This is a genomic window from Christiangramia lutea, assembly GCF_022489035.1.
Lineage (GTDB): Bacteria > Bacteroidota > Bacteroidia > Flavobacteriales > Flavobacteriaceae > Christiangramia > Christiangramia lutea.
Genome location: NZ_JAKVTV010000003.1, coordinates 452,834 through 474,569 on the forward strand (window position 1 = coordinate 452,834; position 21,736 = coordinate 474,569).

Sequence of the window (21,736 nt, forward strand, 5' to 3'; positions counted from 1 at the left end):
CAAAAAAAAATGCCCATTGTTTTCTATGAAAAAAGTTAAACTTTTAGCCTCACTCTTCACATTATTGCTTGTTTTATCATGTGCCACTGTTGAACCTAAATACCGGGAAGGGGAGGCAAGTTCAAATTTCGATTATCCTACAGGTAAGGAAGTAGAAAAGTCTTTTTATTTACTTGGTGATGGCGGCTATTCGCCTCCCGGTGGTAGCTCTCTTGGTTTACTCGCCTTTAAATCTTATCTGGATTCAGTAAATAAGACTGATAATTATACCATTTTTCTTGGAGATAATATTTATCCAGATGGAATGCCACCAAAGAGTTCTTCTGAACGGGAAGCGGCAGAATACCGCCTGGATGCCCAGCTCGACGCTATTGAAAATTATAAGGGGAAAGTAGTAGTGATCCCAGGAAATCATGACTGGTACAATGAAAAGCTTGAAGGTCTCGAAAGGCAGAAAGATTATCTAAAAGAGAAATTCGAGGATGATCTAATTTGGAGTCCTGAAATTGGTTGCGGCCTTGAATCTATTGAGGTTTCAGACAATATTCAGCTTATCGTGATCGATTCACAGTGGTATCTGGAAGACTGGAATAGAAATCCTAAGATCAATGATAATTGTGAACAGATCAAGACCAGAGAAGCCATGTTTCTCGAGCTTGAGTCTGAGATTAAAAAAAATCAGAATAAAACCATATTATTAGCATTGCATCACCCTGTACGTACCAATGGAGTTCACGGAGGGCAGTATACTTTTGACAGGCACATCTACCCTTCTCAAAAGAAAATTCCTTTACCCGTATTGGGGTCGCTGGCGACTTTGATCAGAACTACCGGGGGGGTCTCTATACAGGATGCTCAGAATAACAGGTACAAATCTCTAGCTAATCGATTATCGGCTATTGCTCATGGAGCCGAAAGATTGATTTTTGCTTCAGGCCATGAACATTCTCTGCAATATATAGAACATGATAGTGTAAAGCAGATCGTTTCAGGCTCAGGTTCAAAGGCCTCTTACGCTACATTAAGTAATGACGGCTATTTCGCTTATCCAGGGCAGGGTTTTGCTGTGCTGGATGTCTTTAAGGATGGATCAGCCTGGGTAAGTTTTTACGCGAACCAGGATAATAAACCGAAATTACTTTTTCAGAAAGAGGTGATCGAAACTCCGGTTCCTTTCGATTTTAAGGAATATCCCGATAGCTTTCCTGAAAAAATGACTGCTTCTATTTATGAAGAATCAGATACTGAAAAAGGACCGGTTCATAACACGGTGTGGGGTGAAAGATATCGTGAGCTATATGGTACCGAGGTTAGTTTAAAAGTAGCAGATCTTGATACCCTATACGGCGGACTGGAAGTTGTTCGCGAAGGAGGTGGGCATCAAACCGTATCTTTGAGAGTGAAAGACAGCCTTGGGCGAGAGTATAATATCAGAAGAGTTAGAAAGGATGCCCTTAGGTTTTTACAGAATGTGGCCTTTAAGAATCAGCCTGTAGAGGATAAAATGGAGAATACGGTTGCTGAAAATCTTATGACAGATTTTTACACCGCCGCCCATCCCTACGGATTTCTTGCTATTCCCGGCTTAAGTAAAGCTGCTGGAGTTTACCATACCAACCCGGAAATATTCTATTTACCGAAACAGGAAGCTTTGGGTAAATATAATTCTGTACATGGAGATGATATTTATATGATCGTGGAAAGACCGGAAGAAGGCTGGACAGGTTATGAATCCTTTGGTAGTCCAGACCATGACATAGTTAGTACCGCTGATATGATCGAAAGGTTAAGAAGGGATGAGAAGTATATCCTTGATGAAACGGCTTATGTTAGGGCACGAATTTTCGACATGTTAATTGGTGACTGGGACAGGCACCAGGATCAATGGCGCTGGGCCGAAATTGAGGATGACCAGGGGAATCATTATTTCAAGCCTATTCCCAGAGACAGAGACCAGGTTTTTTCAAATTTTGACGGTGCTTTTTTTGGAACTTTAAGGGCACTTACAGGTTTTGCCAATCAGTTTGCAGTTTATGATGATGATATAAGCGATGTTGAATGGTTCAATATTGCAGCTTTAGGACTGGACAGGTCTTTACTTCAGAATACCGGTAAGCAGACATGGGTAGAGCAGGCAGAATACATTCAGCAAAACATAACCGACGAAGCTATTCAAAAAGCCTTCTCAAAATTACCAAAAGAGACCAGTGGCGAAACTACCGATGACCTTATAAAAAATCTGAAGGGAAGACGTGATAATATAATTGAAATCGTAGAGAGGTATTATGATCATCTTGCAAATCTGGCCATTGTAACCGGAACCGATAAAGATGATTTTATAGATATTGTTAGACTTGAAGATGGCAATACCCGCGTAACTATAACCAGAAATAAGGATGGGGAGCGCGCTGAAAAATTAAGCGATAAGGTATATAAAAACGAAGAAACTGAAGAGATCTGGGTGTATGGCCTGGACGATGATGATAAAATAAATGTGACTGGAGAAGGACCGGCTAAAATCTTTGTTCGCGTTGTTGGAGGGCAAAACAATGATGTATATACTATCGATTCGGGTAAAAGCCTGAAGGTTTATGATCATAAATCACTTCCTAATACCATCAAAAAAATAGACGGGGCGAAACTTAGGTTGACAGATAACTACGAGATTAATACCTATGATAAGGATAAAAAGACCTTTGCTTCTGGTTCCATACTCCCAGAAATTGGGTATAATCCAGATACAGGATTTTCCTTCGGATTGGAATATGTAAAATCCATAAATAAGTTTAAAAGAAATCCATTTACTTCCCAGCATACCTTTTCCGGGGAAGTCCATTCAGCAACCAATGGTTTTAGATTAGCTTATGAGGCTGAATTTGCTACTATAGTAGGAAAATATAATCTACAGGTAGGAGCAAATTTTGCTAACCCTAATTTTTCTGAAAACTTTTTTGGTTTCGGAAATGAAACTGAAAACTTTGAGGATGAACTTGGTCTAAGTTACAACAGGGTAGGGCTTAGCGAATATGGAGTAAAGGCAGCCCTGGTAAATAAAACTCCGTTCGGAAGCTTTTTTGGGTTTACGGCAACTTTCGAAGGAATTGAAGTTCAAAATAAAGAGGGGAGGTTTATTACAGAAGATTTTATTAGTGAGGATCCAGAGTTTTTCGATAGAAAATATTTTGCTGGGCTTGATGCTATGTACAGGTACGAAAGTTATGATGATCGCCTTAATCCTACTAGGGGTATGCTGTTTGAGCTTAATCTAGGAGGCAAAATAAATATCACTGATCCTGGTAGACAATATGGTTATTTCAAGCCGTATATGGGCTTTTATAATGCGCTTACTAATAATCGGAAACTTGTATTGAAAACAAGAGCTGAGGCTCATTTAAATATTGGTAAGGAATATGAATTCTATCAGGCTGCACAGTTGGGTGCGGAAACAGGATTAAGAGGATACAGACTTGAGCGGTATACTGGGAAAAGTTCTTTTGGAACCGGCGCTGATCTTAGATATTCCTTTAATACTATAAAAACAAGCTTTTTGCCATTTCAACCAGGTGTCTACGCAGGTTATGATTTGGGAAGGGTTTGGACAGATTCTGAAAATAGTGATAAATGGCACGACAGCTATGGTGGAGGTGTCTGGATTAATAGTGCTGAAGCAATCCAGGGGAATTTTAGTGTATTCACTGGTGAAGAAGGCGCTAGATTTCAGTTTGGTTTAGGACTGAAATTTTAAAGACTTTATATCAAAAAAAAAACCGGCTAATTAGCCGGTTTTTTTGATTATGAATATCCCTAATCTCTGGGATTAATTGTGAGGTTGTTTTTACCAAAATCCAGTGTTCTGATAGGGAAAGGAATATTAATATCTTTAGCATCGTAAGCTTTCTTGATCGCTATGATCGCTTCATGCTGAGCTCCTAAGAGATCCCTGTTCTTTGTTGCATCTATCCAGAATCTAACCTCAAAGTTTATAGAACTATCCCCAAATCCATTATAAAGAAATTCAACTTCTTCATTTCCTCTTTGTGGAAATTTATCTTTAATCGTTTCCAGGGTAAGATCCCGCACCATCTCCAAATCTGATTCATATCCCACACCGCAGTCTACGAAAACTCTGGAACGTGGTGTTCGGCTGAAATTTTTGAAAGGTTCTTCAACGATCTTTGAATTAGGAATTACAACATAGTTATTGTCAGATTGCTTAATTACAATATTTCGGAGATTAATTTCCGTAACTGTTCCTGCGTAACCGTTTGTCTCTACCCAATCTCCAATTTGAAGTTCAGGAAGAAAACTCAAAATTAATCCCGAAAAAGTATTATTTAAAGTTCCCTGAAGGGCAAGACCTATGGCAAGACCAACCACACCGGCTCCTGCAAGCACAGAGGTTAGGACTTTGTCAAGGTTTAGTAATCCTAATGCGATAAAGAATCCAATTAAAATAATGATGGCCTTGATAACCTTAACGGTCATAAGCCGAATTGAATCCTGTTTTATATGGGTTCGAGTTATTCTTTCGAAAAGTCTTCCTACATATTTAGCAATAATGATAAATACCACGAAGACGATTACGGCTAAAAGAAAATTAGGCAGATTCAGGATTAAAGAATCCAGCCATCCGCCTAATTTATCCCATATGCCTCTTATTGAATCTTGAATGTTAAAATCCTGCATATTTTATAATTGGTTATTACTTTACTGGTTTAAGTTGATCACTGGTCTTCATTTTCCAGGCATCCAACATCCAACTGGTTTTCTCCAGTTCGCGAATATAGGCCCCAATCAAATCGATGGTTCCTTCATCATTACTCTCATCAGCTACTTCAACTACCTTTCTCATTTGTTTTAAAATGAGCCCATGATCTTTTAGTAGTAATTCTATCATCTTGCTATCAGAAATATCTGAAGGGGATTCATCCAAATTGGAATCTTTTAGATAATCACTCAAATTACTGGTTGGCTGATATCTCAAGGTAAGAATTCTTTCTGCAATTTCGTCCACTTTGAGTTTTGCATCATCATACAATTCCTCGAATTTTTCATGTAAATCGAAGAAATTTTTACCTATCACATTCCAGTGAAAGTTTCTTAGTTTTTGATAATATAAGTGATAATCTGCTAATAGGATGTTGAGTTCTTCAACTGTCTTTTTAGTTTTTTTTGTATCCAAACCTAAATAATTCATAGTTTTTATTTATTGTTTTTTTAATTTCTATTCGAAAATACAATGATTGAGTGGTATGCCCAACAATCATCAAGGTTTTAATAGAAGTTTAACTTTGATTAATCCAATTCTCGATGATCCTTGAGATCAAGTTTCTTCATCATTTTTTTAGATACCTGTCCGCTAGATACTCCATAGCCATCTACAAGAATTCCTTTATGATCATTAGAAGTCGTAATGGCATAAAGTATAGCATTATCATCTGGATTACTCATTCCTTCGAACCTAAGCACCTTGTCTACTTCAAATTCTTCAATTCCGAAGGTTTGATCTTTAGACTTCAATTGTATCTTTTCATCAAGCAGATTAAAATCTTCTGTGTATCCTTCTTCTAGTTTTAATTTATTAATTGCTTGTGATAATGTACCGTAATCTTTCATTTTATTTGAATTTTTAATCCAAATCAAATTACACTGAAAGCCGCATTCTCACAAATACTTTAGGGTGTTTAGGATAAGTTTAACTCGTGTATTAACTAGCCAGGTCTGGAATTTAATTTTTATTTCCGGAGCTGAAAAGTCCAAGGGGAAAAACTAGAAGTAGGAAAAAATACCATCCAGTTACCAGGCCAATAATGGTGATTATGGCAGCGATAATATAGAACCAATATGACTTTGGAATTTTCATATAAGAAGGATAATCAATAAAGCTATTAAACCCAAATATAGGAGCCAGTAAAGTTTGAGATTTAGCGGGTCTTTGCCGAACAAAAGTTTGGTTATCTTGAAATAAAAACCTCTGTTCTTCGCGATATGATTATACAAATGATCGCTTAGATATTGAAAAAACTTGCTGGTTTTATAAAGCTCATGCCAATTTTTGTTACCCGCATGCCATAGGATTCTATATGCAGAATCTGGTCCGCTGTAAATATGGCCGTCCTTTTCAATAAGTCTGCTGGCTTTCTTGAATTCTTTTAAAGGTATGTCCTGGAAACTAGAGGCACAGTCCTGATAGGTTTTAAAAACAAGCTTACCTGATGTTTTATTTTCCCATCTTGTTTTCCAGAATTCGCAAAAGCCACATTGACCATCCCAGACGAAAATATGATCAGCAGGTGGATTTTTGGTGTTAGCAATCTTTTCAAACAATTTTTTATTCTTTTCTTTGTAGAAGACTTAAAATTAGTGGCTTTTCGGTAATCTAAAAAATGTTTCAGGTATTATGGTCAAGCTTCTTATTTTAATTTAACTAATTTCAACCCTATGAAAAGTAAGATCACCCTGAAGGAGTTGGCAAAACTATTAAACGTTAGTGTTTCCACAGTTTCAAAGGCTTTGCATGATAGTTCTGAAATTAGCCCAAAGACTGCTGAACGGGTGAAAGAACTTGCCAAGCTTCATAATTACAGGCCTAATCCGGTAGCAGTTAACCTGAAGAAAAGCAAAACGGGAACCATTGGTGTGGTGATTCCTAATATTTCCAATTCCTTTTTTGCTCGCGTGTTGTCTGGGATGGAGGCTGAAGCACAAAAACACGATCAACAAGTGATCACCTATATTTCAAATGAATCCTTAGACCGTGAAAAGCAAATTTGTGATATGCTCACCTCTGGATTAGTGGATGGTGTTTTGATCGCAGTTTCTGAAGAAACACAGAAAAAGCGGGAATATGATCACTTATTTGCCTTATTAGATTATGATATACCTGTGGTAATTTATGACAGAATCAATATTGGTCTTCCGGCAGATAAAATTGGGGTAGATGATGAAAAAAGCTTTTATGATGCTACTAAGTTTTTCAGAGGAAAAGGTTTGGAAAAAATAGGACTGGCCTCCGCAATTCATCATGTGGGAATTGGCCAGTTAAGGATTAAAGGTTACAAAAAAGCCATGCCAGGTGAGGACGATTTAATGATGGTCACAAGTACAAAATCGGCAGATCTAAAGGAAAAGCTTAGAGATCTCCTTACTAGTAATAAAGTTGAGGCTTTGCTTTGTACAGATTTTGAAAGCTCAATTCTGGCAACCCGGGTTGCTTATGAAGAAAAGATCAAAATACCTAAAGACTTAAAGTTATTAGGATACATCAGCAGAGAAGTAGCGGCATATTTAACTCCTTCAATTAGTTATATCGAACAGCATCCCCAGGAACTCGGTGCGGCTTCGGTAGAAATTTTGAATAACCGACTTGAAGGAAAATTAAAACCCGGTATTTTTGAAGAGAGGATTATCGCCACTACCTTAGTGCATTTAGAGTCGACGGGGTTTGACATATAAAATTTTTTTAACCTACTTTCTATTTGGAATTTACCTTTTTTAAAAGAAATAAAATTCTTGAAATTTCTAATTATAGGAAACTATTAATTTCTATAATTTTCATTTTTTGCACTGGATACTTTTTTTCAAAGATTTTCTTTGGTGTCGATTTTAGTGATAGCTTTTTTCATCTCAATCAGGCTTTGCATTTTTTTGAAGCTGAAAATAGTTACACCTTTTTTCTAAGTTCCTTGATAATAAAAGCCTACTTAGAAATTTTCGGTAAGGGTGTTTTAGGAGTTCGTTTTTTTAACGCCTTATTACTGTTTTCATCTATCTTAATTCCTATCTTCCTAATAAAGGGAAGAAATTTAAAATGGAAATATCTTCTCGCATCGGGCGTCATTCTAATTCTTTACACTCCATTAAATGCAAATATTTTGGGTTATGATACCTTAAGTGTTTTTTTTATAAGTATAGTATTTTTTTTCAGCGCTAAATTTCTTGAGCGGGGAAAAATTGCATACTTAGTAGCTTTATCGGTGATTACCTGCCTTTCTGTTTTTATTAGACTTCCAAATCTTATCCTGATCCCAATTATTTTTGTTTTTCTTATTTCGGGAAATTCTATCAGGAAAAAACAGGTTAGAAATAGTATTATTTTCCTTTTTATAACTACTTCCTTTTTAATTTTAGGTTATCTAATTCTATACTATAATTTTAATTTTTCTGTATTTGCCTCTATCAATAAAATTCACAACCCAAGTTCCCTAATAGCTAATTATACTAAAGCCTTACCAGATTTATTTTTAGCATGTGGATTCATCACTACAATATGGTTTGGACTTCACTATTCCTGGAATTTCCAGAATAGGCTAATGAAATTTAGTTCCATCGTTTTCTTATTAATTTTTTCAGGAATAATTATATCCAAATATTTTCTGCATACCAGGTATAGTTCGGGGTATTCTTATTTTCTATTTGGATTTTCTTTTATCCTAGTTTGGATTTCGCTGAGCCAGAAAAAATTAAAAAAAAATCCAAATCTTTTTAGAATTTTGATGCTAGCTTTTTGCCTCTTATGGGTAATACCATTTGGATCAGGGACTGGGTTTTTGAAAATTTCTTTTCTCATAGTTTTATTACCTTACTTGCTCACCAAGATAAGTTTAATAACCCCTTTGTTCACCTTTTTAATTGTAATTATTCCATTTTCTCTCGTTGAAAATATAGGGAACTTTTATGAGGATGAATCGATCTTTAAATTGGAGAAAACTACAGAGGTAAAAGAATTAGCCCACATCCGAACAAATCCTATACGTGCTAAATTGATAGATCAGGTAATTGATGAAGTTGTAGCGCTCAGGAAGGAAGAGGTTAAGGTCAATTTTTACGGAAATAAAAGCCAATTATTCACCTATCTTTTTCCTGATTCCGCTTTTACTTATAATTTCTTTCAGGAACCAACGGGAATAAAACAGCATATGAACAGGGTAAGTTTAGGAATGCCTAATGCCATATTCTATATTGGAAATTATCCAAGAGACTTTGATTCTTCAAAAAACTTTAAATTAGAACAAATTTTGCTTTCTCATGGTTATGAAAAAGTTGAAAAGGATTCATTTTTCTACTACATGAAATAGTTTAGTTTATATATCGTCAATCGAAAAGATTTTTGACTTTTTTTAAAATTGAGACTGATGTCTTTCTATTTCTAATTTCATTTTCATATTTCTTGGTGGTTCCATATAATGGCCGTTTTCTGGCATCTTCTAAATTCTGATCAAATATCGATCTAAAAAAAACTATCAATCGTTCTTCGCTAAATTCTTCAGGAATCCGATTTTTAATAAAGACAGGCTCAGATAATATTGAATTATAAAGCTCTTCATTCTGATCGATCTCTTTAACTTTTTTCACTACTTCATCAAAATTTTTAAAATTGTGACAGTTGATCATAGCCTTAGGATTAAAGTCCTTTTCAATCAAAGGATTTCCCCAATAAATAGGAATGGTTTTAGAAATAAATGCATGCATTATTTTTTCAGTAGTATAACCATTTGCAGAACTATTTTCGAAAGCAATACTGAATTTACATCTGGACTGAAAATCTAATTTTGAATACATCCAGTCTTTGGAATACCTTCCACCGATATCTATTTTTATATTATTTAAATGTGACCCAGGAGAACTCACCGTTTTATAATCACTAAGCATTTCAAAAAATTGGTCCCTGGCTGGATTGGCCTGTCCATTTGCATAGATGAAATTGCAGAAATATTGTTTGGATTTTACTGACTGAGAAATTATTTTTTTTGAATCTAAAAGCTGGTTAAACTGATCCCGAACCAGAACAAAATTTGGAAATCTTAAGTATCGATCTTCGAAATTTATGTAGTGAAAACCAATGGCATAATCACATAAATTAAAATCTGGAACGAGGTTTTCTCCTGTATAATAGATTCTGATGCAATTAAAGTTAAGGAAATCTCTACCATAGCATGAGTATATTAGAAAATCGGGATCATTTTTTTGGACCTTAACCGTATATATTTCTGAAAGAATATCTAAAAAATAGTTGCTCTTTGGATCGAAACCTTCGTAGAAATCAGTAAACCAAATTTTAATTGTTTTCATTTAGGAATTTCAATTGATAATATGGAAGATATAAATTTTATCGGTTTCCGAACATCATGGATTTATGTTAACGACTTTAAATAAAATCTAAACTTTTTATTCTCGGTATGCTATTACCATAAAACCCAGTTATCATAATCAATACAACTGCAATTTTCCTCACCAATCCTCATACCCATAAACATTCCTGGATTTGAACTATATGTGCCAATAAAATGATTTGATTTCGCACATAGATCTATACTAGCCAAAAGTTTTAAATGTTTCAGGTACTTTTCATGTTTATCATACTTTTTAAAATCTGAATGCCTATAACCTTTTTCAGTAGGGGAGCATAAAGTTCTGAAATTCCAATCAGGATAGTTTTTTTCTAGTTCTTTAATTACTTTATAATCGTCTGTAAGAATAAACGCATTTTTAGAAAAATTTACCAAGGCAGCTTTTTCAATATATTTTTGAAAACTATATGTAGTGCTTTCAATGTTTTTATCGCCAGACCGAATATGAATACTAATGTAATCTCGAGGTAGCTCAACAGAACTTTTATACTTTTTGATTATTTTTTCTGAATTGGGTTTATATCTCCAGATTATGGGAATTATTGTTCTTGTAACTTGTAATAAGGAAGAATCCTTCAAACCAAGATCAGGAAAAGTGAATTTTTTATTTGAAAATTGACTGTTTCTGAAGGAATTCCAGATATCCTGAGTTAGAAACTCATTACCAGTAATCACTTTTAAAAGTTTAGGAGGTAATTTCTTGCTGTTTTTAACCTGGTTAGCCCTTCTGTTATAACGTTGATGTAAATAAAATTCAGTTTGGTCACAAAAGGGGAGAAAGAAATCGTTCCACCCATTATTCAACGAAAAGTTTCCTTTTTTAGAATATAAGGTGAATTTAATCCTATTATCCAGGCAATAAATCATGGCAAGGATCATATTATTAAATTCTGAAAAAAAACCAGCTTCGGCGCCCAAATGGAAAGTTAGCTTTTTATCAAATGAATTATTTAATGATCTATATTTTTTTAGTAAATGAGGTTCCATAAAGGTAATTTGGACAATGAACGGGGAAAATAAGGAAGTTGAATGAATCTATAGCATTATATGTTTTCTTTTGAAAGCATTTATATTTGATACATTAAATCAAAATTCTCTTTTTTTAGGTTTGTTGTTTTTGAATTCAAGATTAATAAAAAGTGATACATTCGTAACACAATTGTCATTTTTAAAGTAACTAAATAAGAAGACTAAATTAATGTCTTTAAGGAGAAAAGCTACTCGTGGGCTCGTCTGGACCTTTACGCAACAATTCGGAAATCAGCTAATAGGATTCCTTGTCTCATTAATTTTGGCAAGAATCTTAATGCCCGAACAATTTGGGCTAATAGGTATGATTTCAGTTGTAATGGCAGTAGCGAACTCACTTCTAGATGGAGGCACTACGAACTCTCTAATTCGTGATCCTGATTGTGAGGAATCAGATTATTCTACCGTATTTTTTTTTCATTTCGGAGTAAGTATTTTAATGTACGGCATGATCTATATTTCATCCCCATTGATTGCCGAATTTTACGAACAGCCAGTACTCGTTAAAATAACAAGAGTATATAGTATTAGCATTATTATCAATGCACTTTCCATAGTTCAATTCGCAAAATTGACTAAAAAAATGGATTTTAAGACTCAAACTATTATTAGTATCCCTTCGGTTATTTTTGGGGGTGTGATAGGTATTTGGATGGCATACTCTGGTTACGGTGTTTGGAGTTTAGTTTTTAGTAATTTAGCCACAGTTAAAGTCAAAACCATTCAAATATGGGGTTATTCAAAATGGATTCCAATATTTGCTTTTGAACGTGATAAATTCTTAAAGCATTTTGATTACGGTTACAAATTGACAATCTCAGATCTACTGAATAGAATTTTTAACAATATATTTTTAATAGCAATAGGAAAGTATTTCTCTGCGGCTCAGGTTGGATTTTATACAAGGGCTGAAACTATGAATCAATTACCTGTGCGAAATATTTCACGTACTCTTGAAAAGGTCACCTTTCCTTTATTCGTTAGTATTCAAAATGATGATAAACGATTAAAACGGGTTTACAAGCAAATCATGCAGATGGTCGTTTACGTTGTGAGTCCTTTTTTAATTTACCTTGCTATACTGGCAGAGCCAGTTTTCAGATTTTTGTTTACAGAAAAATGGTTGCCCGCTGTACCATATTTTCAAATTCTTTGTGTGACCGGATTGATATATCCCTTACATTCCTATAATCTTGATATTTTGAATGTAAAGGGGAGGAGTGATCTTTTCTTAAAGATTGAAATAATGAAAAAGTTATTAATACTCATTAGTTTGGTAATAACTGTTCCAATGGGTATTAAAGAAATCTTGTATGGTCAGGTTATTATTTCAATTATTGCATTTTTTATTAATGCAGGTTATACGGGGAAATTTATAGGCTACAATGCATTTGATCAATTAAAGGACGTTATTCCACTGTATTTGTTTTCATGTGCTATTGGGGTAGCTGTCTTTATACTCGATAATAAAGTTTTATACGATCAATCAGATATAATTCGAATCTTTTCCGGAGGCTTCGTAGGCCTTATTAGTTATTTTGGATTATCTAAAATATTTAAATTGAACATATTTGTTGAATTAAACAAAATGATTGCGAAGAGATGATTCCTGTTACAAAAACATTTTTACCTCCTAAAGAGGAATACCATAAATTTTTAAATGAAATTTGGGAATCAAATCAAATTGCCAATGGCGGGACTTTGCATCAAAAACTTAGGGAAGAATTAAAGTCGTACCTGAAAGTTGAAAATATAATTCTTACAGCCAATGGTACCCTGCCTTTGCAGATAGCCTTAAAATCATTGGCAAAAAATGGTGAAGTAATTACTACTCCTTTTAGTTATGTGGCTTCAACCTCTTCTATAATTTGGGAAAACTGTACTCCAGTTTTTGTAGATATACATCCAGAATATTTAACAATCGATGAAACGAAAATTGAGGCTGCTATTACCGAAAAAACCACAGCTATTTTAGCAACCCATGTTTTCGGGAATCCTTGTAATATTGAGGTGATTGATAAAATCGCTAAAAAGCATAAATTAAAAGTTATTTATGATGCAGCACATTGTTTTGGGGTGAAATATAAGGATACTTCTTTATTTAATTATGGTGATGTAAGTAGCTGTAGTTTTCATGCAACCAAATTATTTCATACCGGCGAAGGTGGAGCAATGTTTTGCAGAGACGAAAAACTCTATAATGAGTTATTTTACAGGCACAATTTTGGACATGACGGTCCGGATAAATTTCAAGGTTTAGGTATAAATGCCAAACTGAGTGAACTCCAGGCTGGGATGGGTTTAGCAGTTTTACCTTATGTTGAAAAAAACATTGCTAATCGAAGAGAGATTTTGAATATCTATGATACAGAATTAGACTTTACAAATATTCGGCGGCTCAAAATCAGAGAGAATACTACGTGGAATTTTGCATATTATCCTATTATATTTCAATCCGAAAAAAATCTTTAAGAAGTTACATGAGAATTTAATAAACAGGAAATATTTCCGATAAGGTATTTTTATCCATCATTAAATAAATTACCTTATTTAGAAACTGATGAGCATTTGAAAATTTCTGAAGAAATTTCTGAAAAAATTTTATGTTTTCCAGTTTATCAAGAGCTTAGCCAATTCAAATTATTTGAAATTGTTTCCATCATTAATCAGTACTAATTGATATAGATAGTTACATAAATTAATATTTTTGGCAATTCTTTAAGATTCAAATTATCTCTTGTTCTATTTGATATTTTATATTTGCCAATTCTTAAAATGTTAAAAAATAAATATCTTGATTACTGAAATTCAGAAAGAAAAAATTTCTAATTCGAGAATATTGGTTACTGGTGGAGCTGGTTTTATAGGTTCTAATCTGTGTGAAAAACTAATTGATCTAGGAGCCAAGGTTACCTGTTTAGATAATTTTGCGACCGGTCATAGAAAAAATCTGGAAGCTTTTGAAAATAATCCCAGGTTCCAATTGATAGAAGGAGATATAAGAGACCTGGAAACCTGTCGGAAAGCAGCTAATGGAATTGATTATATCCTGCATGAAGCAGCCTTAGGATCGGTTCCAAGATCCTTAAAGGATCCAATTACCAGTAATGAGGTAAATGTATCCGGATTTTTAAATATGCTTGTAGCAGCCAAAGAATCGGGAGTGAAACGTTTCGTATATGCAGCGAGTTCATCTACTTACGGGGATTCAGAAAACCTTCCTAAGGTGGAAGATAAGATTGGCAAACCCCTTTCCCCATACGCCATAACTAAATATGTGAATGAATTGTATGCAGATATTTTTAAAGATGCATATAATCTTGATACGATAGGGCTTAGGTATTTTAATGTATTTGGTCGTAAGCAGGATCCTAATGGAGCATACGCAGCAGTTATACCGAAATTCGTAATGCAGTTTATGAAACATGAAAGCCCGGTTATAAATGGTGATGGAACTTACTCCAGAGATTTTACCTATATAGACAATGTGGTTCAAATGAATCTACTGGCCATTTCTTCAGATAATCCAAAGGCTTTAAACGAAGTTTATAATACAGCAGTTGGCGACAGAACTAATTTGCTTGAATTAACTCAGTTGTTAAAAAAACATCTTTCAGAATATGATTCTGAAATATCTAGAGTTGAAATAAAACATGGTCCCAACAGGCCAGGGGATATACCTCATTCTTTAGCTTCGGTTGAAAAGGCAAAAAAATTACTCAATTATAGCCCTACACATAAAATTGAAGCTGGACTTAAAGAGGCAGTTTCCTGGTATTGGAATAATTTAAAATAAGAAATAATTTAATGGCAAATAAAAAAATAGCAGTTATTGGTCTGGGTTACGTTGGCCTTCCGCTTGCCAGGCTTTTTGCAACAAGATATCCTGTGGTTGGATTCGACATAAACCAACATCGCGTTCAGGAATTAATGAACGGAAAAGATTCTACTCTGGAAGTAGAAAATGATTTGTTGCAATCAGTTTTAAAAGATAAAAACTCAGATGAAAATGGTCTTTTTTGCACTGCAGATTTAAATGAGATTAGTGATTGTAATTATTATATCATCACGGTTCCAACACCTGTAGATAAAAATAACAGGCCAGATCTTACTCCGTTATATAAGTCAAGCGAGACAGTTGCGAATGTACTGAAAAAAGGAGATGTGGTTATTTACGAATCAACGGTATATCCTGGAGTTACTGAAGATGAATGTGTGCCAGTTCTAGAAAAGAAGAGTGGTTTAAAATTTAATGAAGACTTTTTTGTAGGCTATTCTCCAGAAAGGATTAATCCAGGGGATAAGGAGCATACGGTAGAAAAAATATTGAAGGTTACAGCTGGTTCCACACCGGAAATTGGAGAAAAAGTAAATGATCTATATGCTGAAGTCATTTCAGCAGGAACTCATTTGGCACCTACAATTAAAGTAGCTGAGGCGGCAAAAGTAATTGAAAACTCTCAAAGAGATATAAATATTGCATTTGTAAACGAGCTTGCGAAAATATTCAACATGATGAATATTGATACCCAGGCGGTTCTAGAAGCTGCAGGGACAAAATGGAATTTTCTGCCATTTAAACCAGGTCTAGTAGGTGGTCATTGTATTGGTGTAGATCCTTATTATCTGGCTCAAAAAGCTCAGGAAATTGGATATCATCCGGAAATTATTCTTGCCGGAAGAAGAATGAATGATTCTATGGGGCAATATGTAGCTAGTGAGGTGGTGAAGCTAATGTTGCAAAATGATATAAAAGTAAAAGGATCCAATATTCTGGTTCTTGGAATAACTTTTAAGGAGAATTGCCCGGATGTTAGAAACACTAAGGTAGTAGACGTTGTAAAGTCCTTAAAAGAGTACGGAGTTAATTTAACGATCTTTGATCCTTTAGCGAATCCAACGGAAGTTGAGCATGAATATGGGCTTCAAACTACATCAAATTTACCTAAGGCTAAGTTCGACGCAGTTGTATTAGCCGTGGCACACAAAGAATTTATGGCCATAGATTTGAATGAGTTAAAATCTGATGGTGCGGTTGTATATGATGTTAAGGGGATTCTTGGAGATAAATGTGATAAGAAATTATAATTAATTAAAGCACTACCAATTTTGAAAATTAAGAATATTTGTTGTATCGGTGCAGGATATGTTGGAGGACCTACTATGGCAGTAATTGCTCAAAAATGTCCTGAAATTAATGTTACCGTTGTTGATATAAATGAAAAAAGAATTGAGGCGTGGAATGATGAGGATGTAGAAAACATACCAATTTACGAACCTGGTTTATCTGATGTAGTATCTGAAGCCAGAGGTCGTAATTTGTTTTTTTCAACAGATGTAGATGCGGCTATAGATCAGGCAGATATGATCTTTATTTCGGTGAATACACCTACCAAAACCTATGGAATTGGGAAGGGTATGGCGGCTGATCTGAAGTATATTGAATTATGTGCAAGACAAATTGCCAGAGTAGCGAAAGACGATAAAATTGTAGTTGAAAAATCTACCTTACCGGTTAGAACCGCCCAGGCTTTAAAGAATATACTTGATAATACAGGAAATGGAGTTAATTATCAAATCCTATCGAATCCGGAATTCCTTGCAGAAGGAACGGCAGTAGATGATCTAATGGATCCAGATCGAGTATTGATTGGTGGAGATATTGATACTGAGGAAGGGAATGAAGCTGTGCAGGCTCTGGTTGATATTTATGCTCACTGGATACCTGAAGATAAAATTTTAACTACGAATGTATGGTCTTCAGAGCTGTCTAAACTTACCGCGAATGCATTTTTAGCTCAGAGAGTTTCAAGTATTAACGCTATGTCTGAGTTGTGCGAGAAAACAGGTGCAGATGTAAGTGAGGTATCAAAAGCAGTTGGAATGGATTCGAGAATCGGATCCAAATTTCTTAAATCTTCAGTTGGCTTTGGAGGTAGTTGTTTTCAAAAGGATATTTTGAACCTGGTCTACATCGCTAAATCTTTTGGATTAAACGAGGTTGCAGACTACTGGCATCAAGTTATTCTTATGAATGATCACCAGAAGAAAAGGTTTGCAGCTAATATTGTTAAAACATTATTTAATACTGTATCTGGAAAGAAAATAGCTTTTCTAGGTTGGGCTTTCAAAAAAGACACTAACGATACCAGGGAGTCTTCTGCCATTTACGTAGCAGATTATCTATTAAATGAGCAGGCCGAAATAGTGGTTTATGATCCCAAGGTTAAAAAAGAACAAATATATGCAGATCTTGATTATTTAAATTCCAGGTCTGAGGAAGAGAATAGACAACGCGTAACCGTGGTTAATCAGCCTTACGAAGCTTGCCAGGATGCTCACGCTGTAGCTGTTTTAACAGAATGGGATGAGTTTGAAGGGTATGACTGGCAAAAAATTTATGATAACATGCTGAAACCGGCGTTCTTATTTGATGGTAGAAAATTATTGGATAGAAAAAAGAAGGAAGAAATCGGTTTCGAGTTTTATGCAATTGGATCGTAATTATGGATAAAAAATTAGATATAGCAATCAGGGCGGCGATTGATGCCGGTAATGTGATTATGGAGGTTTATGATAGTGAGGATTTTCAAATTGAAAATAAAGGTGATCAGTCTCCACTTACAAAAGCTGACCTTAAAGCAAATGCTGTAATTAATTCTTATTTAAAGAATACTGATATTCCTATTATTAGTGAGGAAAATAAGCAATTGGAATATAGTGAGCGTAAAAATTGGACAGATTGCTGGATAGTAGACCCTCTTGATGGTACCAAGGAATTTATAAAGCGAAATGGTGAATTCACGGTAAATATCGCCTATATTAAAGAAAACCTCTCGAAGTTAGGAGTTATTTATGTCCCCGGTAAAAATACAATTTATTATGCTGATGAAGAATCTGCTTGGAAGCAGGAATTAAAAGATTCAGATCCTTTAAGTTTTAAGCATTCGGAATCTTCAAGAATTTCACCTAAAAAGAAAGATGGTCTAATTCGGGTTGTAGGAAGTAGGTCTCATCTAAATGATGATACCAAGGCTTTTATTACTAACTTAAAGGAAAATTCGACAGATAAAGTTGAAGTAGTTTCAAAGGGAAGTTCATTAAAATTCTGTCTGGTGGCAGAAGGCAATGCAGATATATATCCAAGATTTGCACCTACTATGGAGTGGGATACTGCAGCTGGTCAGGCTATCTGTTCAGCAGTAGGTCTTGAAGTAGTTGACAAAGAAACTGGTGTCGAATTGAAATACAACCGGGAAAATCTCCTGAACAATCATTTTTCAGTTTCGGCAATTGGCTAGTACACATAAAAGACATATCGCCAAAGCCGCTACCTGGAGAGTTGTTGGAACGATAGATACCATTGTACTTTCCTGGATCATTACGGGTAATCCCTATACTGGAATGAAAATTGGATTTTCAGAAGTAATTACCAAAATGGTTTTATATTATCTACATGAAAGAATCTGGTTTAATATAAAAGCAGGAGTTACTAAACATGGGGATAGCCGAAAAAGACATATCGCAAAAACCATAACCTGGCGTTGTGTAGGTACTTTGGATACTATGCTTCTTGCCTGGTGGATCTCAGGAAATCCGTTGACTGGCTTGAAAATTGGAGGAATAGAATTGGTTACAAAAATGGTGCTTTATTACTTGCATGAGAGAGCCTGGTATAAATATGATTATGGTCTTCAGCAGCGAAGAAGTAAAGAGTTAGAAAAAGAGAATGAATTAAAGTATACCGATGAATAATATAGTACCACATACGTTTAATGTTGGTCGCAAGGATCGTAATAATCTAAAAAGGCATAAATCCTTCGTCGTCTGGTTCACCGGACTTTCTGGTTCAGGAAAATCTACTCTGGCCAATATGGTTGAGAAGGAACTTTTTGAGAGAGAGATTCACACCTTTTCCCTGGATGGCGATAATATCAGAGGAGGATTGAACAATAATCTTGGTTTTAGTCGAAAGGATCGTGAGGAAAATCTAAGACGTATTGCAGAAGTAGCAAAATTATTTGTGGACTCCGGATCTCTAGTGATTGCCTCTTTTATCTCCCCATTAAATGCTGACCGGGATTTTATAAAGAATATAATCGGGGACGAAGACTTCGTTGAGGTATTCGTTAACACTCCGCTTGAAGTTTGTGAAAATAGAGATGTTAAGGGGCTATACAAGAAGGCCCGTGCTGGTGAAATCAAAAACTTTACTGGAATTGATGCTCCTTACGAGGCACCTGAATTTCCAGATATAGAAGTAAAAACAGATCTTGAGAAGGCTGAAGTTTCCGTATCAAGGATCGTTGAATACGTATTAGAAAAATTAGAAATAAAGAAGTAATGAGTAAATATTATCTGAATTATCTTGATGAATTAGAATCAGAAGCGATCTTCATTTTGCGTGAAGTCTGGGCACAGTTTGAAAATCCGGTAATCTTATTTTCCGGAGGGAAAGACTCTATTTTAGTCACACATCTGGCAAAAAAAGCTTTCTATCCAAGTAAGATTCCATTTGCATTAATGCATGTGGATACTGGGCATAATTTTCCGGAAACGATCAAGTTTCGAGATGATTTGATCGAAAGCCTTGGAGCAAAACTTATTGTTGGATCGGTACAGGAATCTATTGATCAGGGTAGAGTTGCCGAGGAGAAAGGCAAGAATGCCACCAGAAATGCCCTTCAAATTACAACTTTGCTTGATGCTTTGGAAACTAATAAAGTGGACTGCGCTATTGGTGGAGGACGTAGAGATGAGGAAAAAGCAAGAGCAAAAGAACGCTTTTTCTCTCACCGTAACGATTTCGGTGAGTGGGATCCTAAAAATCAGCGTCCGGAACTTTGGAACCTGTTAAATGGAAAACAATTCGAAGGAGAGCATTTTAGAGCTTTCCCAATTAGCAACTGGACCGAAATGGATGTTTGGAATTATATAAAAAGAGAGAATATAAGCATTCCATCCCTATATTTTGCTCATGAAAGGGAAGTGGTCTTTAGAAATAATTCATGGATTCCTGTTTCTGAATATTTAAAGCTAGAAGACGGAGAAAAGATTGAAAAGAAGAAGATAAGATTCAGAACTCTGGGAGATATTACCATCACAGGAGGTATTGAATCTGATGCCGACACCCTTGACAAGATCGCAGATGAAGTTTCTGCAATGAGAAAGACAGAAAGGGGAGATCGTTCTGATGATAAGCGATCTGAAACTGCGATGGAAGACCGTAAGAAACAGGGCTATTTTTAATCAAACCCACTTTACTCTGGACTAGTTTCAGAGTCTTATAAATTATTTTATTAAACGTTTAGCAAAGAATAATGGAAATCAATAATAATCAATTACTAAGATTCACCACCGCTGGAAGTGTAGATGACGGAAAAAGTACGCTTATTGGGCGTCTTCTATATGATTCAAAGTCTATTTTTGAGGATCAATTAGAGTCTGTTACAAATACAAGCGCCAAGAAAGGTCATGACGGAGTTGATCTGGCTCTTTTTACTGATGGCTTGAAAGATGAAAGAGAGCAAGGAATAACCATTGACGTTGCTTACAGGTATTTCACAACCCCAAAAAGAAAATTTATCATTGCCGATACACCTGGGCACATTCAATATACCCGTAATATGGTAACTGGTGCTTCTACGGCAAATGCAGCGCTGATTCTTATCGATGCGCGTCATGGAGTTATTGAACAAACCAAAAGGCATTCTTTCATTGCTTCATTATTGAACATACCTCATTTAATTGTATGTATTAATAAAATGGATCTCGTAGATTTTTCTGAAGAAAGGTATAATGAGATCATAACACAATTTGAAGAGTTTTCATCAAAGCTTCTTGTAAAAGATGTTCGTTTCGTACCAATGAGCGCACTTCTGGGAGATAATGTCGTCAATCGTTCTGAAAATATGGATTGGTATGGTGGCGGAACTTTATTAAGTATATTAGAAACATTACATATTAGTAGTGACATTAATAAAATCGATGCCCGATTCCCCGTCCAAACCGTTCTAAGACCTCAAAGTGATGAACACAGAGATTATAGAGGTTATGCAGGTAGGGTAGCCAGCGGTATTTATCGAACCGGAGATGAAGTGTCAGTTCTGCCTTCAGGATTTACCTCAAAGATCAAATCTATGAATGCCGGTGAAAAAGAAGTGGAGGAAGCTTTTGCTCCAATGTCTATTTCTATGACTCTTGAAGATGATATAGATGTTAGTAGGGGGGATATGATCGTTAAAAAGAATAATCAGCCGGAAGGAGAGCAGGAATTTGATGTAATGCTGTGTTGGTTAAATAATGATGCAGCCAAGCCAAGGGCTAAATATACCGTTATGCATACATCTAACGAGCAAAGAGCAATGATCAAGGATGTGGTGTATAAGATCGATATCAACACATATAATAGAAATACGGAAGATAAGGATCTAGGGATGAATGATATTGCCCGTGTTACTGTAAGGACTACACACAGATTAATGTTGGATTCTTATAGAGATAATCGGAATACCGGTAGTATAATCCTGATAGATGAAAATACAAATGAAACCGTTGCTGCGGGGATGATTGTTTAG

Annotated in this window: 20 protein-coding genes; 13 read left to right on the top strand and 7 right to left on the bottom strand. The window is 35.2% G+C overall.

All coding sequences use genetic code 11. The features are described 5' to 3' along the window. Positions 1-25 precede the first annotated feature (25 nt). Positions 26-3,745: a metallophosphoesterase gene (locus tag ML462_RS11385; RefSeq protein ID WP_240713942.1), complete on the top strand. Its 3,720-nt coding sequence runs from the start codon at positions 26-28 to the stop codon at positions 3,743-3,745. Between the two features lie 59 nt (positions 3,746-3,804). Here the strand turns inward: ML462_RS11385 and ML462_RS11390 are convergent, their stop codons facing one another. From ML462_RS11390 to ML462_RS11405, 4 genes are all read right to left on the bottom strand, one after another. After that, entirely contained in the window at positions 3,805-4,686 is an 882-nt protein-coding gene (locus ML462_RS11390; protein WP_240713943.1) for a mechanosensitive ion channel family protein, read from the bottom strand. 16 nt (positions 4,687-4,702) lie between these two features. Beyond that, positions 4,703-5,197, bottom strand: coding sequence for a Dps family protein (locus ML462_RS11395; protein ID WP_240713944.1), 495 nt, complete (start codon positions 5,195-5,197; stop codon positions 4,703-4,705). Positions 5,198-5,295: 98 nt separating this feature from the next. Then, complete coding sequence (locus ML462_RS11400; protein WP_240713945.1) at positions 5,296-5,616, bottom strand: phosphoribosylpyrophosphate synthetase; 321 nt, start codon at positions 5,614-5,616, stop codon at positions 5,296-5,298. A 243-nt stretch (positions 5,617-5,859) separates the two neighbouring features. Continuing rightward, positions 5,860-6,327 (bottom strand): thiol-disulfide oxidoreductase DCC family protein, encoded by a 468-nt coding sequence (locus tag ML462_RS11405; RefSeq protein WP_240713946.1) that lies wholly within the window; start codon positions 6,325-6,327, stop codon positions 5,860-5,862. 114 nt (positions 6,328-6,441) lie between these two features. Between ML462_RS11405 and ML462_RS11410 the strand changes: the two genes are divergently transcribed. Next, a complete protein-coding gene (locus ML462_RS11410) occupies positions 6,442-7,455 on the top strand; it encodes a LacI family DNA-binding transcriptional regulator (protein WP_240713947.1) in 1,014 nt (337 codons plus the stop codon). Positions 7,456-8,404: 949 nt separating this feature from the next. Here the strand turns inward: ML462_RS11410 and ML462_RS11415 are convergent. Continuing rightward, positions 8,405-8,569 (bottom strand): hypothetical protein, encoded by a 165-nt coding sequence (locus ML462_RS11415; RefSeq protein WP_240713948.1) that lies wholly within the window; start codon positions 8,567-8,569, stop codon positions 8,405-8,407. A gap of 46 nt (positions 8,570-8,615) precedes the next feature. Between ML462_RS11415 and ML462_RS11420 the strand changes: the two genes are divergently transcribed. Further along, on the top strand, positions 8,616-9,077 hold the full coding sequence (locus ML462_RS11420) for a hypothetical protein (protein ID WP_240713949.1): 462 nt from the start codon (positions 8,616-8,618) through the stop codon (positions 9,075-9,077). 16 nt (positions 9,078-9,093) lie between these two features. Here the strand turns inward: ML462_RS11420 and ML462_RS11425 are convergent, their stop codons facing one another. Both ML462_RS11425 and ML462_RS11430 read right to left on the bottom strand, forming a co-directional pair. Then, positions 9,094-10,071: a glycosyltransferase family 10 domain-containing protein gene (locus ML462_RS11425; protein ID WP_240713950.1), complete on the bottom strand. Its 978-nt coding sequence runs from the start codon at positions 10,069-10,071 to the stop codon at positions 9,094-9,096. Between the two features lie 113 nt (positions 10,072-10,184). After that, positions 10,185-11,117 carry an O-fucosyltransferase family protein gene (locus ML462_RS11430; protein WP_240713951.1) on the bottom strand — a complete coding sequence of 311 codons (933 nt, stop codon included), beginning with the start codon at positions 11,115-11,117 and terminating at the stop codon, positions 10,185-10,187. A 211-nt stretch (positions 11,118-11,328) separates the two neighbouring features. On the opposite strand from ML462_RS11430, the gene ML462_RS11435 reads away from it, so the two are divergent. From ML462_RS11435 to ML462_RS11480, 10 genes are all read left to right on the top strand, one after another. Next, positions 11,329-12,765 (top strand): lipopolysaccharide biosynthesis protein, encoded by a 1,437-nt coding sequence (locus ML462_RS11435; protein WP_240713952.1) that lies wholly within the window; start codon positions 11,329-11,331, stop codon positions 12,763-12,765. After that, positions 12,762-13,631 carry a DegT/DnrJ/EryC1/StrS family aminotransferase gene (locus tag ML462_RS11440; protein WP_341481583.1) on the top strand — a complete coding sequence of 290 codons (870 nt, stop codon included), beginning with the start codon at positions 12,762-12,764 and terminating at the stop codon, positions 13,629-13,631. The genes ML462_RS11435 and ML462_RS11440 overlap by 4 nt, the downstream gene beginning before the upstream one ends. A 322-nt stretch (positions 13,632-13,953) precedes the next feature. Further along, complete coding sequence (locus tag ML462_RS11445; RefSeq protein WP_262914755.1) at positions 13,954-14,955, top strand: SDR family oxidoreductase; 1,002 nt, start codon at positions 13,954-13,956, stop codon at positions 14,953-14,955. An 11-nt stretch (positions 14,956-14,966) separates the two neighbouring features. Continuing rightward, the gene (locus ML462_RS11450) at positions 14,967-16,247 is read left to right on the top strand and encodes a nucleotide sugar dehydrogenase (protein ID WP_240713953.1); all 1,281 of its coding nucleotides are present in this window, start codon (positions 14,967-14,969) and stop codon (positions 16,245-16,247) included. A 21-nt stretch (positions 16,248-16,268) separates the two neighbouring features. Further along, positions 16,269-17,663 carry a UDP-glucose 6-dehydrogenase gene (locus tag ML462_RS11455; protein ID WP_240713954.1) on the top strand — a complete coding sequence of 465 codons (1,395 nt, stop codon included), beginning with the start codon at positions 16,269-16,271 and terminating at the stop codon, positions 17,661-17,663. Between the two features lie 2 nt (positions 17,664-17,665). Beyond that, on the top strand, positions 17,666-18,460 hold the full coding sequence (gene cysQ / locus ML462_RS11460; protein ID WP_240713955.1) for a 3'(2'),5'-bisphosphate nucleotidase CysQ: 795 nt from the start codon (positions 17,666-17,668) through the stop codon (positions 18,458-18,460). Then, a complete protein-coding gene (locus tag ML462_RS11465; RefSeq protein ID WP_240713956.1) occupies positions 18,453-18,914 on the top strand; it encodes a DUF2061 domain-containing protein in 462 nt (153 codons plus the stop codon). The genes cysQ and ML462_RS11465 overlap by 8 nt, the downstream gene beginning before the upstream one ends. Beyond that, the gene (gene cysC, locus ML462_RS11470; protein ID WP_240713957.1) at positions 18,907-19,503 is read left to right on the top strand and encodes an adenylyl-sulfate kinase; all 597 of its coding nucleotides are present in this window, start codon (positions 18,907-18,909) and stop codon (positions 19,501-19,503) included. Before ML462_RS11465 ends, cysC begins: the two co-directional genes overlap by 8 nt. Beyond that, a complete protein-coding gene (cysD, locus tag ML462_RS11475) occupies positions 19,503-20,408 on the top strand; it encodes a sulfate adenylyltransferase subunit CysD (RefSeq protein WP_240713958.1) in 906 nt (301 codons plus the stop codon). Before cysC ends, cysD begins: the two co-directional genes overlap by 1 nt. A 71-nt stretch (positions 20,409-20,479) precedes the next feature. Continuing rightward, complete coding sequence (locus ML462_RS11480; RefSeq protein ID WP_240713959.1) at positions 20,480-21,736, top strand: sulfate adenylyltransferase subunit 1; 1,257 nt, start codon at positions 20,480-20,482, stop codon at positions 21,734-21,736.

Excerpts from the sequence above, each read along its gene's own strand:
- ML462_RS11385 (WP_240713942.1), top strand. The coding sequence starts at position 26 with ATGAAAAAAGTTAAACTTTTAGCCTCACTCTTCACATTATTGCTTGTT.
- ML462_RS11390 (WP_240713943.1), bottom strand. The coding sequence starts at position 4,686 with ATGCAGGATTTTAACATTCAAGATTCAATAAGAGGCATATGGGATAAA.
- ML462_RS11395 (WP_240713944.1), bottom strand. The coding sequence starts at position 5,197 with ATGAATTATTTAGGTTTGGATACAAAAAAAACTAAAAAGACAGTTGAA.
- ML462_RS11400 (WP_240713945.1), bottom strand. The coding sequence starts at position 5,616 with ATGAAAGATTACGGTACATTATCACAAGCAATTAATAAATTAAAACTA.
- ML462_RS11410 (WP_240713947.1), top strand. The coding sequence starts at position 6,442 with ATGAAAAGTAAGATCACCCTGAAGGAGTTGGCAAAACTATTAAACGTT.
- ML462_RS11415 (WP_240713948.1), bottom strand. The coding sequence starts at position 8,569 with ATGAGAAAAGAAATTTTCAAAAACCCAGTCCCTGATCCAAATGGTATT.
- ML462_RS11425 (WP_240713950.1), bottom strand. The coding sequence starts at position 10,071 with ATGAAAACAATTAAAATTTGGTTTACTGATTTCTACGAAGGTTTCGAT.
- ML462_RS11430 (WP_240713951.1), bottom strand. The coding sequence starts at position 11,117 with ATGGAACCTCATTTACTAAAAAAATATAGATCATTAAATAATTCATTT.
- ML462_RS11435 (WP_240713952.1), top strand. The coding sequence starts at position 11,329 with ATGTCTTTAAGGAGAAAAGCTACTCGTGGGCTCGTCTGGACCTTTACG.
- ML462_RS11440 (WP_341481583.1), top strand. The coding sequence starts at position 12,762 with ATGATTCCTGTTACAAAAACATTTTTACCTCCTAAAGAGGAATACCAT.
- ML462_RS11450 (WP_240713953.1), top strand. The coding sequence starts at position 14,967 with ATGGCAAATAAAAAAATAGCAGTTATTGGTCTGGGTTACGTTGGCCTT.
- cysQ (WP_240713955.1), top strand. The coding sequence starts at position 17,666 with ATGGATAAAAAATTAGATATAGCAATCAGGGCGGCGATTGATGCCGGT.
- cysC (WP_240713957.1), top strand. The coding sequence starts at position 18,907 with ATGAATAATATAGTACCACATACGTTTAATGTTGGTCGCAAGGATCGT.
- cysD (WP_240713958.1), top strand. The coding sequence starts at position 19,503 with ATGAGTAAATATTATCTGAATTATCTTGATGAATTAGAATCAGAAGCG.
- ML462_RS11480 (WP_240713959.1), top strand. The coding sequence starts at position 20,480 with ATGGAAATCAATAATAATCAATTACTAAGATTCACCACCGCTGGAAGT.